Origin of the sequence: Microbispora sp. H10670, from assembly GCF_014161385.1 — a bacterium.
GTDB classification, from domain to species: domain Bacteria; phylum Actinomycetota; class Actinomycetes; order Streptosporangiales; family Streptosporangiaceae; genus Microbispora; species Microbispora triticiradicis.
In genome coordinates, this window is the sequence record NZ_JABBWW010000001.1 from 684,959 (window position 1) to 696,834 (window position 11,876).

The 11,876-nt window shown below is 70.1% G+C and carries 15 protein-coding genes; 4 read left to right on the forward strand and 11 right to left on the reverse strand.

All coding sequences use genetic code 11. The features are described from left to right. Positions 1-3: 3 nt before the first annotated feature. The gene (locus HHX33_RS03300) at positions 4-564 is read right to left on the reverse strand and encodes a hypothetical protein (protein ID WP_259402030.1); all 561 of its coding nucleotides are present in this window, start codon (positions 562-564) and stop codon (positions 4-6) included. Between the two features lie 93 nt (positions 565-657). On the opposite strand from HHX33_RS03300, the gene HHX33_RS03305 reads away from it, so the two are divergent. Beyond that, complete coding sequence (locus HHX33_RS03305; protein WP_182873221.1) at positions 658-1,233, forward strand: PadR family transcriptional regulator; 576 nt, start codon at positions 658-660, stop codon at positions 1,231-1,233. 76 nt (positions 1,234-1,309) lie between these two features. Here the strand turns inward: HHX33_RS03305 and dnaB are convergent, their stop codons facing one another. Continuing rightward, the gene (gene dnaB, locus HHX33_RS03310) at positions 1,310-2,677 is read right to left on the reverse strand and encodes a replicative DNA helicase (protein ID WP_182873222.1); all 1,368 of its coding nucleotides are present in this window, start codon (positions 2,675-2,677) and stop codon (positions 1,310-1,312) included. A 290-nt stretch (positions 2,678-2,967) separates the two neighbouring features. On the opposite strand from dnaB, the gene HHX33_RS03315 reads away from it, so the two are divergent. Beyond that, complete coding sequence (locus HHX33_RS03315) at positions 2,968-4,296, forward strand: MATE family efflux transporter (protein WP_182873224.1); 1,329 nt, start codon at positions 2,968-2,970, stop codon at positions 4,294-4,296. Position 4,297: 1 nt separating this feature from the next. Here the strand turns inward: HHX33_RS03315 and HHX33_RS03320 are convergent, their stop codons facing one another. From HHX33_RS03320 to rpsF, 7 genes are all read right to left on the reverse strand, one after another. Beyond that, positions 4,298-5,041 (reverse strand): amino acid ABC transporter ATP-binding protein, encoded by a 744-nt coding sequence (locus HHX33_RS03320; RefSeq protein WP_182873226.1) that lies wholly within the window; start codon positions 5,039-5,041, stop codon positions 4,298-4,300. Then, complete coding sequence (locus HHX33_RS03325) at positions 5,038-5,973, reverse strand: amino acid ABC transporter permease (RefSeq protein ID WP_310741189.1); 936 nt, start codon at positions 5,971-5,973, stop codon at positions 5,038-5,040. The genes HHX33_RS03320 and HHX33_RS03325 overlap by 4 nt, the downstream gene beginning before the upstream one ends. After that, entirely contained in the window at positions 5,970-6,857 is an 888-nt protein-coding gene (locus tag HHX33_RS03330; RefSeq protein WP_182873230.1) for an ABC transporter substrate-binding protein, read from the reverse strand. The genes HHX33_RS03325 and HHX33_RS03330 overlap by 4 nt, the downstream gene beginning before the upstream one ends. Positions 6,858-7,039: 182 nt before the next feature. Beyond that, positions 7,040-7,486 (reverse strand): 50S ribosomal protein L9, encoded by a 447-nt coding sequence (gene rplI / locus HHX33_RS03335; protein WP_117408409.1) that lies wholly within the window; start codon positions 7,484-7,486, stop codon positions 7,040-7,042. Positions 7,487-7,503: 17 nt separating this feature from the next. Further along, complete coding sequence (rpsR, locus tag HHX33_RS03340) at positions 7,504-7,740, reverse strand: 30S ribosomal protein S18 (RefSeq protein ID WP_036324737.1); 237 nt, start codon at positions 7,738-7,740, stop codon at positions 7,504-7,506. A gap of 110 nt (positions 7,741-7,850) precedes the next feature. Continuing rightward, entirely contained in the window at positions 7,851-8,399 is a 549-nt protein-coding gene (locus HHX33_RS03345) for a single-stranded DNA-binding protein (RefSeq protein WP_182873231.1), read from the reverse strand. Between the two features lie 91 nt (positions 8,400-8,490). Beyond that, a complete protein-coding gene (gene rpsF, locus HHX33_RS03350) occupies positions 8,491-8,781 on the reverse strand; it encodes a 30S ribosomal protein S6 (RefSeq protein ID WP_117408411.1) in 291 nt (96 codons plus the stop codon). 182 nt (positions 8,782-8,963) lie between these two features. Between rpsF and HHX33_RS03355 the strand changes: the two genes are divergently transcribed. Continuing rightward, entirely contained in the window at positions 8,964-9,296 is a 333-nt protein-coding gene (locus HHX33_RS03355; protein ID WP_117408412.1) for a hypothetical protein, read from the forward strand. Positions 9,297-9,329: 33 nt separating this feature from the next. Here HHX33_RS03355 and HHX33_RS03360 read toward each other — a convergent pair whose 3' ends face one another. After that, positions 9,330-9,506 carry a hypothetical protein gene (locus HHX33_RS03360; RefSeq protein WP_165900793.1) on the reverse strand — a complete coding sequence of 59 codons (177 nt, stop codon included), beginning with the start codon at positions 9,504-9,506 and terminating at the stop codon, positions 9,330-9,332. A gap of 178 nt (positions 9,507-9,684) precedes the next feature. Here HHX33_RS03360 and HHX33_RS03365 point away from each other — a divergent pair, with 178 nt between their 5' ends. After that, positions 9,685-10,473, forward strand: coding sequence for a deoxyribonuclease IV (locus HHX33_RS03365; protein ID WP_182873232.1), 789 nt, complete (start codon positions 9,685-9,687; stop codon positions 10,471-10,473). A 55-nt stretch (positions 10,474-10,528) separates the two neighbouring features. On the opposite strand, the gene HHX33_RS03370 is transcribed toward HHX33_RS03365, so the two are convergent. Further along, positions 10,529-11,764: a glycosyltransferase family 87 protein gene (locus HHX33_RS03370; RefSeq protein ID WP_182873233.1), complete on the reverse strand. Its 1,236-nt coding sequence runs from the start codon at positions 11,762-11,764 to the stop codon at positions 10,529-10,531. Positions 11,765-11,876: the final 112 nt, after the last annotated feature.

The window sequence follows — 11,876 nt, forward strand, 5'->3', positions numbered from 1 at the left end:
GCTTCAGGCGGCGTTGTAACGGGCGCGGACGATCCGGGGGTAGCGGACCGTGAACAGGGCGGGCACTGCGAGACCGCAGACCTTCACGGTGACGAGGGCGGCGGTGGCCTGCGGCTCGAAGGCGAGCAGCAGGGCGAGCGCGACGGCGGTGAGCGTGAACGCGGCGGCCCAGACGGTGGTGATGACGGCGTTGACCTGGTAGAAGATCTCGGTCGCGTGCACCTCGGGGGCCGTGGAACGGCGGGCCATGCCCAGCGTGAACGGCCTGCGGACCGCCAGCGACCCCCAGGCGGTGAGCGCCAGCCAGCCGACCGACACCGCCGGTCCGTACTCGCCGAGCGGCGCCGGGGTGACCGTGAAGGCGACGAGCGCGAGGGCCGCGAAGAAGACGCCCGAGCTGAGCTCCAGGACGATCTCGTCCCAGCCGCGCCCCGCGCGGCGGTCGACGGCCAGCAGAACGATCGCCACGAGGAGACCGGCCCCGGCTCCGTACCTCGCCTCGCCGTTGGTGCTGAGCACGGAGAAGACGATCCAGGGGAGGAAGGTGAGGACGTAACGGAGCACGGCGGGTTCCTTCGGACGACGTTCCATTTGTGACATGTCAAAAGTAGAAGCTCCAGAGATGACATGTCAACACAGGAATGTAGGATCTGGCGCATGAGTCTTCGTCACGCACTGCTGGGGCTCCTGTCGGCCGGCCCGGCCAGCGGGTACGACCTGCTGAAGACGTTCGAGATATCGCTGGCCAACGTCTGGCCGGCCACCCAGAGCCAGCTCTACTCGGAGCTGACGCGCCTGGATCGCGAGGGTCTGATCGAGGTCGCCGCCGAGGGCCCGCGCGGACGCAAGGAGTATCGGATCACCGGAGAGGGCCTCGCCGAGCTGCGCCACTGGCTGGTGGAGGAGCCGCCGACGCAGAGCCGGCGCAGCGACATGCTGCTGCGGGTGTTCTTCCTCGACACGGTCACGCCGGACCAGGCCCACGGCTACCTGGAGAGGCTGGCCGTACAGGCCCGCAAGGAGCACGCCGCGCTCCGCGGCGTGCGCGAACAGATCATCGGCCAGGGCGAGGACGCGCTGCGACTGTACGGTGACCTCGCGCTGGAGTGGGGTCTGCGCCTGACCGCCGCCCAGCGCGACTGGGCCGAGTGGGCGGCCGCCCGGATCGCGGCCCTGCCCCGCCAGAGCACCGAGCTCACCGAAACGCTTACCGAGCCCGCCGCGGCCGAGTGAGGCTCCCGGCCCCGGCACGGCGTCCCGACGGACCGCCGCCCGGGGCCGCGGCCCGCCCGGTCAGCGCGTGATTCGCCTAATGGGTGGCCATGTCGACGAAACGGCTGTAGTGGCCCTGGAAGGCGACGGTGACCGTGGCCGTGGGGCCGTTTCGGTGCTTGGCCACGATCAGGTCCGCCTCGCCCGCGCGCGGCGACTCCCGCTCGTACGCGTCCTCCCGGTGCAGCAGGATGACCATGTCGGCGTCCTGCTCGATAGATCCAGACTCACGTAGGTCCGACACCTGCGGGCGTTTGTCCGTACGCTGCTCGGGACCACGGTTGAGCTGGGAGATGGCGATGACGGGCACCTCCAGCTCCTTGGCCAGCAGCTTGAGCGCCCGGGACAGCTCGGAGACCTCCTGCTGCCGGCTCTCGGTCTTCTTCGGCGAGCTCATGAGCTGCAGATAGTCGACGATAACGAAGCGCAGGTCGTGCCGCTGCTTCAGGCGGCGGCACTTGGCCCGGATCTCCATCATCGACATGTTCGGGGAGTCGTCGATGAACAGCGGCGCCTCGGCGACCTCCCCCATCCGGCGGGCCATCCGGGTCCAGTCGTCGTCGCTCATCGTGCCCGAGCGCATCGTGTGCAGCGGGACCCGCGCCTCCGCCGACAGCAGGCGCATCGTGATCTCGTTGCGCGACATCTCCAGCGAGAAGATGACCGTGGTCATCCCATGCTTGATCGCTGCAGAACGGGCGAAATCCAGACCTAGGGTGCTTTTTCCGATCGCGGGGCGGGCGGCCACGACGATCATCTGGCCGGGGTGGAGGCCGTTGGTGAGGACGTCGAGGTCCTGGAAGCCGGTCGGGACGCCGACCATCTGGCCGCTGCGGCTGCCGATGGCCTCGATCTCGTCCAGGGCGCCCGGCATGATGTCCGACAGCGGGAGGTAGTCCTCGGAGGTGCGGCGCTCGGTGACCTTGTAGATCTCGGCCTGGGCGCGGTCGACCAGGTCGTCGACCTCCTCGCCCTGGCCGCCGTAGCCGTAGGAGACGATGCGGGTGCCCGCCTCGATGAGGCGCCGCAGGACGGCCTGCTCCCGCACGATCTTCGCGTAGTAGCCGGCGTTCGCGGCGGTGGGCACGATCGCGGTCAGGGTGTGCAGGTAGGCACCGCCGCCGACGCGGGCGACCTCGCCCCGCTTCTGCAGTTCGTCGAAGACGGTCACCGAGTCGGCGGGCTCGCCCCGGCCGTAGAGATCGGTGATCACGTCGAAGACGATCTGGTGGGCGGGCCGGTAGAAGTCGTCGGCGCGCAGCACCTCGATGACGTCGGCGATGGCGTCCTTGGACAGCAGCATGCCGCCCAGCACCGACTGCTCGGCCTCGATGTTGTGCGGCGGCGTCCGCTCGAACGTCGATTCGGAGCCTCCCGGGCCTCCCGGGAAGTCGAGCACGCTCACCTCACACCCCCTGCCCAGCGGTCACAGCATCCCCAACCCGGTGCGACAGTCTCCCCAACCTCGGGGCGGGGCGGCAACCCGGCCGGTGGACAAGCCTGTGGACAACGTGTGCAGGCACGCCCGTGACATGTGGGAAGCCTGGGGACGAGCCTGTGGACAGCCAAGCGGCCGTGTCGGGGAAATCCATCGTCACCTGCGGTTTCACTGTCCACCGCCTGTGGAGGAAAGAAAGTCGCAGAGGGATTCCCGATACTGATCGAGCATGACCTCGTAAGCCGCAAAATAGGCTTATGTCCCTTACCTCCAGAACAGGACACGGACGCGCCCACGACAGGGAGATCCTGAGGCTCGCGATCCCGGCATTCGGGGCACTCGTGGCCGAGCCGCTCTTCCTGCTCACCGACTCGGTCATCGTCGGCCACCTCCCCGATCCAGCGCTCGGCGCGCTCGGTGTGGCCAGCGCGGCCCTGTCGGCTCTCGTCGGGCTGTGCGTGTTCCTCGCGTACGCCACCACGGCCGCGGTCGCGCGGAGGCTTGGGGCGGGGGACGTCAGGCAGGCGATGCGCCAGGGGATGGACGGCCTGTGGCTGGCCGCGATCATCGGCCTGGCCGTCGGTGTGGCGTGCTGGCCTCTTGCTCCGTTTATCGTACACCTGTTCGGAGCGGCGGGCCAGCTCGCCACGGAGGCCGTCACCTACCTGCGCATCAGCCTCATCGGCATCCCCGCGATGCTGCTGGTCCTCGCCGGCACCGGCGTGCTGCGGGGAATGCAGGACACGCGGACGCCGCTCGTGGTCTCCGTGGCGTCGTTCGCGCTGAACGGGCTGCTCAACGCCTGGTTCGTGCTCGGGCTCGGCTGGGGGCTCGCCGGGTCGGCCTGGGGCACGGTCCTCGCCCAGGTCCTCGCGGCGGCGGCCTATCTCGTGATGGTCGTGCGCGCCGCCCGTGCGCACGGCGCCTCGCTGCTGCCCGACCTCGCGGGGCTGCGCGCCGCCGGAGCGGCCGGGCTGGCCCTGGTCGTCCGTACGGCGTGCCTGCAGGCGGTGCTGCTCGTCGCCGCGGGGATCGCCACCCGCATGGGCGACGAGCAGATCGCCGCGCACACGATCGCCACCCGGATCTGGACCTTCCTCGCCTTCGCCCTCGACGCGATCGCCATCGCCGGTCAGGCCATCACCGGCCGCGCGCTGGGCGCGGGAGACACCTCGGGCACCCGCGCGGCGACCCGGCGCATGCTGATCTGGGGCGTCGCCTGCGGCGTGGTGTTCGGCGCACTCGTGCTGGCCGCCCGGCCGCTGGTCCCGGCCCTGTTCGACGCGCGGGGCGAGGCCGCCGCCGAACTGCTGGCCGTGCTGTGGCCGGTGGCCCTCCTCCAGCCCGTCGCGGGTGTGGTGTTCGTGCTGGACGGGGTGCTCATCGGCGCCGGCGACCAGCGCTATCTCGCCCACGCCGGGCTGTGGACGACGCTGGCCTTCCTGCCGTTCGCCGCGGTGGCGGGCACCCTGGTCGCCCTGTGGCTCGCGCTCGGCGCGTGGATGGCCGCCCGGCTGGTCACGCTCGGCGTCCGCGCGTACGGCACCGCCTGGATGGTGACCGGCACCTCGCGGACGGCGACCTGACTCACATGCGGCGGGCCTCCAGCACGCGCTGGAGGAACGCGCGGGTGCGGGGATGCCGGGGCTCGGAGAAGATCTGCCCGGGTGGACCGCTCTCCAGCAGCACGCCGCCTTCGAGGAAGCAGACCTGGTCGGCGATGTCACGGGCGAAGCCCATCTCGTGGGTGGCCAGGATCATGGTCATCCCGGTGTCCTTGAGCTCGCGGATGATCCCCAGCACCTCGGTGACCAGCGTCGGGTCGAGCGCGGAGGTCACCTCGTCGAGCAGCAGCAGGCGCGGCCTGGTCGCGACCGCGCGGATCACGGCGACGCGCTGCTGCTGTCCGCCGGACAGCCGGTCGGGATACTCGTCCGCCTTGCCGGCCAGCCCGAACCTGTCCAGCAGCTCGCGCGCCCGCGCCTCGGCCTCCTCCGCCCGTACGCCGTGGACCCTGCGCGGCGCGAGCGTGATGTTGTCCAGCACGGTCATGTGCGGGAACAGGTTGTAGGCCTGGAACACCATGCCGATGCGGCGGCGCACGTCGTCGGCGTCGGCCCGCACGTCGGTGATCTCTGCGCCGTCCAGGTGGATCGCGCCGTCGTCGATGGTCTCCAGCAGGTTGACGCAGCGCAGCAGCGTCGACTTGCCCGAGCCGGACGCCCCGATCAGGCAGACCACCTCGTGCGGGGCGACCTCCAGGTCGATTCCGCGCAGCACGCTCTGCCCGTGGTAGTGCTTCCAGACGCCCTCGATCGTGAGCAGGCTCATGCCGTGCCGCCTCCCGCTTGGCGCCGGGCGACCCGCGCGGCGAGATGGTCGGTGAGCCGCGCCATCGGCACGGTCAGCGCGATGAACAGCAGCGCGGCGGCGAGATAGGGCGTGTAGTTGAAGTCGTAGGAGGCGTGGATGTAAGCCTGCCGCAGCGCCTCCAGCGGCCCGAGCACGGCCACCAGGGCCGTGTCCTTCTGCAGCGACACGAAGTCGTTGAGCAGCGGCGGGACCACCCGGCGGACGGCCTGGGGCAGCACCACGTAGCGCATGGTCTGGCCGTGGCTCAGGGCCAGCGACCGCGCCGCCGCCCGCTGGCTCGGGTGCACCGACTCGATCCCCGCCCGGAACACCTCCGCGACGTACGCTCCGTAGGACAGGACGAGCGCGATGATGCCGAGCGTGACGGGGTCGCTCGGCGCGCCCTGCAACTGGAGCGCCGGAATGCCGAACCCGACCAGATAGATGAGCAGGATGGTCGGGATGCCGCGGAAGACGTCGGTGTAGAGCACGGCGAGCGCGCGCAGCGGGAAGAACACCGGCGAGCGCAGGCCGCGCACCAGCGCGACGAGAAGGCCCACCACCAGGATGAACGCCTCGGCGATGAGGAAGATCTTGATGTTGAGCAGGAACCCGCGCAGCACGTCGGGCAGCGCGGCGACGAACGCCTCGGGGCTGAGGAAGGTCTCCTGGACGCGCGGCCACCCCGGCGACTTGGTGATCCCGACGACCAGGGCGACCACCACGACGATGGTCGAGGCGGTGGCGATGGACACCGACCGCCGCCCGCGGGCGCGCAGCTCCGCCTCCCGGCGAAGCTGCCGCTCGCTCTTCACCCACTCCGGCGGATCGCCCGGCCCGGCCGGATCGCGATCGGGATCGTCCTCCCGGCCAGGCGGCCCGTACGGCGCCGACGCGTGCCCGTCGGTCACTTGAGCTCCGGCGCGCCAGCGGCGGCGGTCAGCCACTCGCCTTCGATCTTCGCCAGCTCACCGGAGCTCCGCAGCTCGCCGAGCGCCTTGTCGACGCAGCTCACCAGGGAGCTGCCCTTCTGGAACAGCAGGCCGAACTCCTCCGGCTCGCCGCCGGTCGCGGCGAACTGGCCGACGATCTTCGAGCCCTTCACCTGAGCGGCCGTCACGTAGAAGGCGGTGGGCAGGTCGACGACGATGGCGTCGATCTGCTTGTTCTTCAGCGCGGTGATCGCGTCGACCTGCTGGTTGAACACGCTCGGGTCCTCGGCCGGCTGGATGACCGCCTGTACGGCCTGCAGCGCGGTGGTGGCCGCCTGCACGCCGATCTTGGCGTCCTTGAGATCGGCGAGGCTGGTGGCGGAGGCGTACTTGCCGCCCTCCAGGGCGACCACGCCCTGCTTGACGGTGTAGTAGCCCTGGCTGAAGTCGACGGCCTTGGCCCGCTCGGGGGTGATGGAGATCTGGTTGACGTCGAAGTCGAACTGCTTGGGCCCGGGGGCGAACGACGAGTCGAACGGCACGACCGTCCAGGCGACCTCGTCCCTGGTGAAGCCCAGCTGCCCGGCCACCGCGTAGGCGACGGCGCTCTCGAACCCCTGGCCGCTGGAGGGGTCGTCGTTCTTGAACCACGGCTCGTACGCCGGTTTGTCCGTGCCGATGGTGAGCTTGCCGGGGGTGGTGAGCTTCAGGCTCTCCTTGGCACACGCGTCGGCGCCCGTGGAGGCGCCCGCCGACGTGCCCGCCGAGGAGCTCGCGGTGGTGGAGGCGTCGTTCGCCGGGGCGCAGGCGGCGGCCGCCAGCGTGAGGGCACCGGACGCCAGCAGCAGAGAGGGACGGCGCATCACAGTCTCCATCAGGGGGTCTTTCCACGAAATCCGTCAAAACGGATGGGATGATACTAGCGTTCCGTAGAACCCCCCTTTACCTGGGGAGATCTCGGAATTCACGCTCGTCCACCCGGCTCGGACGACGAAGGGCCCCTCTCCGCGGACGGAGAAGGGCCCTCGACGGACTGCGGCGGGTGTCAGCCCGCGACCACCTCGACATCGAGGGTGGCGGCGACCTCCGGGTGCAGCCGGACGCTGACCTTGTGGGTGCCGACGCTCTTGATCGCGTTGCCGATCTCGATCCGGCGGCGGTCGAGCTGGGGACCGCCGGCGGCCTTGACGGCGTCGGCGATGTCACCGGTCGTGACCGAGCCGAACAGCCGGCCGGACTCGCCGGCGCGGGTCTTCAGCTTGACCTTGAGCGCGCCGAGCTGGCCGGCGACCTCCTTGGCGGAGCCGAGGTCGCGGATCTCGCGGGAGGCGCGGGCCTTCTTCAGCGAGGCGACCTGCGACTCGGCGCCGCGGGTCCACCGGATGGCGAAGCCACGGGGAATGAGGTAGTTGCGGCCGTAGCCGTCCTTGACCTCGACAACGTCGCCGGGAGCGCCGAGCCCGGAGACCTCAGTGGTGAGAATGAGCTTCATGTCCTGGGTCTCCCTTCTCAGCGCGCGGTGCTCGTGTACGGCAGCAGGGCCATCTCACGAGCGTTCTTGATAGCGGTGGCCACGTCGCGCTGGTGCTGGGTGCAGTTGCCCGTCACCCGGCGAGCACGGATCTTGCCGCGGTCGGAGATGAACTTCCGAAGCAGCGCCGTGTCCTTGTAGTCGACGTAGGAGATCTTGTCGTGACAGAAGAGGCAAACCTTCTTCTTGGGCTTGCGCACTGCCGGCTTCGCCATCGTGGTGCTCCTTTCAGAGCCCCGCGTTTCGCGGGAATGGTCGCTCGGTTGTGTTTACAGTGAGTGGGACCGGAAGGCCCGGGACCGGGTCGTTCCCGAAGGTCGTTTCCCTAGAAGGGCGGTTCGTCGCTGAAGTCGCCGCCGAAGCCGCCACCACCCTGGGGAGCGCCGCCGCCGAAGCCGCCGCCGCCACCCCCTCCGCCGGAGCCGTAGCCACCCTGCGGAGCGGGAGCCGCGGACGCCCACGGGTCGTTGGCCGGGCCGCCGCCGAAGCCGCCGCCTCCGCCCTGGCGCGAGGTCTTGTTGACCTTCGCCGTCGCGTTGCGCAGCGAAGGGCCGACCTCGTCGACCTCGACCTCGTAGACCGTGCGCTTCTCGCCTTCCTTGGTCTCGTACGAACGCTGGCGCAGCCGTCCCTGGACGATCACCCGCATGCCGCGCTGGAGGCTCTCGGCGACGTTCTCCGCCGCCTGCCGCCAGACGTTGCAGGTGAGGAACAGGCCCTCGCCGTCTTTCCACTCGTTGGTCTGCTTGTCCAGGAACCTCGGAGTGGACGCGATGCGGAACCGGGCCACGGCCTGCCCCGTCGGGGTGAAGCGCAGCTCCGGGTCGTCGACAAGATTGCCGACAATGGTGATCTGTGTGTCGCCTGCTGCCATCGGTCGCTTTCGCCTTCCTATCCCGTCAGCTGAGCCGTCAGGGGCTCAGAGTACGGCTCGGGCCCGACAAACCGCCGGGCTTCGGAGCCGTCTAGTGCAGCTCGGGGCGGATGACCTTGGTGCGGAGAATGCCCTCGTTCAGGTTGAGCTGGCGGTCCAGCTCCTTCACGGTGGCGGGCTCGGCGGTCAGGTCGACCACCGCGTAGATGCCCTCGGACTTCTTCTCGATGTCGTAGGACAGGCGGCGACGGCCCCAGACGTCGACCTTCTCCACGCTTCCGCCGTCGTTGCGGACGACGGCGAGGAACTGGTCGAGCGACGGCTGCACGGTGCGCTCGTCGAGGGACGGGTCGAGGATGACCATCATCTCGTAGCGACGCATGTGTTATCCAACCTCCTCTGGACTCTTGCGGTCACGACGCCTTGCCGTGACAGGAGGACCTGCGCGATGCCGGGCGGCCAAGCCGCCCCAGCTGTGTCACACGCAGTCGAACCAGGCTACCAGCCACTTGGCCGTACGCCGGACGGAGAGCGAAACTGGAGGTCGGAGAGGGGGGAGGCGCGATGCCACGTGTCATCGGCCGGAGAAGGAGGCGCCCCGGTCACCTGACGCTGAACACCGACGGGCGTCCGCACCCGCGGGAGAACGCGTTGACGATCGCCACGCTCGCGTGTGGTCTGGTGGCGTTCGTCACGGGGTTCGTCGTGCAGGCGCACATGGTCGCGTCCTGGGTCGGCGCGATCGGGTTCTGGGGCGGCCTCTACGCACAGTTCGTCTCGTCGACCAGCAGGCAACGGGCACTGATCATCGTGGGGATCGTGGGGTCGTTCGTCGGCGCGGCGCTGGGGATCGCGCACGGCGGCTTCTTCCCCCGCGGGTTCACCCTGCGCAACTGACTCGTCCACGGCGCCGCTCCGACCGGAGGTGGCTCAGCCGCCGATGTGCAGGTCGACGCCGAGGAGCACGAGGAACCACAGGAAGACGGCGATCAGGGCCTGGGCGACCTGCTTGATGAGGGTGGGGGTGATGTAGTGGTGAATCCAGGCCACGTAGAGGCCGACGAGGATGTAGATGAGAAGGATGAAGCTGCCTAAGCGATATCTCATGCTCGTCTCCCTGACGAAGTAGGATCGGCGCGCGGGTCTCAGGGCGCGTGACACGCGACTTCCCTGGTGCGCTCTTTTGAAACAGCGCACCCTCTTGAAACGCTCTTGGAGAGCGCCTACAGTTCGCCCTCCGCGTCCGGCAGCCGCTCACCAGGCACGCACGTGTTGGAGGACCTCCATGGACAGCCACAGCGCCGGCCCGCGGATCGGGGCCCACGTCGACCAGGACGACCCGCTGGCGCACGCGGCGGCCCGCGACGCCGAGGTGGTGCAGTTCTTCCTCGGCGACCCGCAGGGATGGAAGAGCCCGGTGCTCCCTGCCACGGCCGACGCCCTGCGCGCCTCGGACGTCGACGTCTACGTGCACGCGCCGTACGTCATCAACGTGGCGACCGCGAACAACCGCATCCGCATCCCGAGCCGCAAGCTCCTGGACGCGCACCTCAAGGCGGCGGCGTCGATCGGCGCCAAGGGACTGGTCGTCCACGGCGGGCACGTCAACGCGGGCGACGACCCGCAGACCGGGTTCGACAACTGGCGCAAGGTCTTCGAGCGCACCGAGTGCCCGATTCCCGTCCTGATCGAGAACACCGCGGGCGGCGGCAACGCGATGGCGCGCAGGCTGGAGCGGATCGCCCGGCTCTGGGACGCCGCGACGGCGGGCGCGCCGGACCCCTCGATGGTCGGCTTCTGCCTCGACACCTGTCACTTCCACGCGGGCGGCGAGGAGCTCGCCGGGCTGGTGGAGCGGGTGAAGGCGATCACCGGCCGGATCGACCTCGTGCACTGCAACGACTCGCGGGACGCCTTCGACTCGGGCGCCGACCGGCACGCCAACCTCGGCGCCGGCCAGATCGACCCCGAGTCGATCCTCTCGGTCTGCCGCGCGGCCGGGGCGCCGATCGTGGTCGAGACGCCGTTCGAGGGTCAGGCCGAGGACATCGCGTTCCTGCGCAAGCATCTGTAGAGGCGCCCGCGGAAAGCCGTCCACAGCCTGTGGATAAATCTGCGGATTGCGAACCTCAGAAAACGGGTAGGGCTTCTGGCACGTCCTGCTCGTCCTTCGCCTTCTTCGGTCTGCGCGTGGCCCGCCACAGCTGCACGTACGACGTGACCGCCGCGGCCAGGAAGACCAGGTTCCGGAGGGTCAGCACCACCGTGCCGGGCAGCGCGCCCTCCCAGCTGTAGTCCTGCTCCACCCAGGGGTACATGATCCCGGTGAGCAGGGCGGCGACCATGACGAGCCAGGCGGCCGGCCGCTGCGTCGGCCCCGGCTCCGTGCGCCGCACCGCGAGGATGACGGCGGCGACGCCGATCACCCAGACGAAGTACTGCGGCGACAGCACCCGGCTGGTGACGACCAGGAACAGCACGGTGGTGAGCGCGGCGTCGTAGTAGGACCGCGGGCTGGGAGCCGCGCGCAGCCACCACACCCCGATCAGCACGAGCGCCACGGGCGTGGCCGCCAGGCTCACCCCGGTCGCGGTGTCCACGCCGGCGCCCACGGCCTCCATCGAGCCGTGCTGGTAGGAGGTGAAGCCGTCCCACCACCCGAGGGCCCGGGCGAGCGCGAACGGCGTCGCGGCGAGCGACTCGATCTGCAGCCCCCGCTCCTGCTGCGCGGTCAGGAAGTCGAGCGCGTGCGGCAGGGTCAGAGCGGCCATGCCGCAGCCGGCCACCGCGACGACGAGCGTGGAGCCCGTGGCGGTCAGCAGTTCACGCCACCGCCGCAGGCCGGTGAGCAGCGCGACCGGCCACACCTTGACGATGAGCCCGACGCCGATCAGCGCCCCGCGCACCACCGGGTTCGCCGAGGCCGTCAGCGCCAGCACCGCCACCAGCGTGACCATCAGGTCGTACCGGCCGAGGAGCACCGGCCCGAGCAGGGCGGCACCGATGGTCCACGCCCACGGGCCGGTGCGGCCTCCGCCGCGCGGGGAGTGCGAGAACCGCCACACCAGGAACAGGATCACGAGGTCGCACAGCAGGGACAGCAGGTAGAAGGCGACGTGATACTCGAACGGCAGCAGCCGGGGGACGAGCATCGGCAGCGCCGCGAACGGCGGATACTGCCACTTGTCGTCCCCGGCGGGGAACTCCCCGCGCGCCAGGACGTCCGACCAGCCCTGGTAGAGGGTGACGTCGTTGCTGAAGGAGTCGCCGTGGCCGGTCGGGATGGCCTGGGTCGCGACGAGGAACAGCCCCGCCCTGGTCACCGTCCACACGAGCAGCAGAAGCCATGGCGGCCTCCGGCGCATCACCGTCTCCTCCCCGTTCGCCGCACGCTTGCGAGCGACGTTACGCGAAGCCCGCGCGCACGTCTCGCGGGAACATCCGGCGAGGGTGCGCGCGGGCCGTGAAATCCGATGA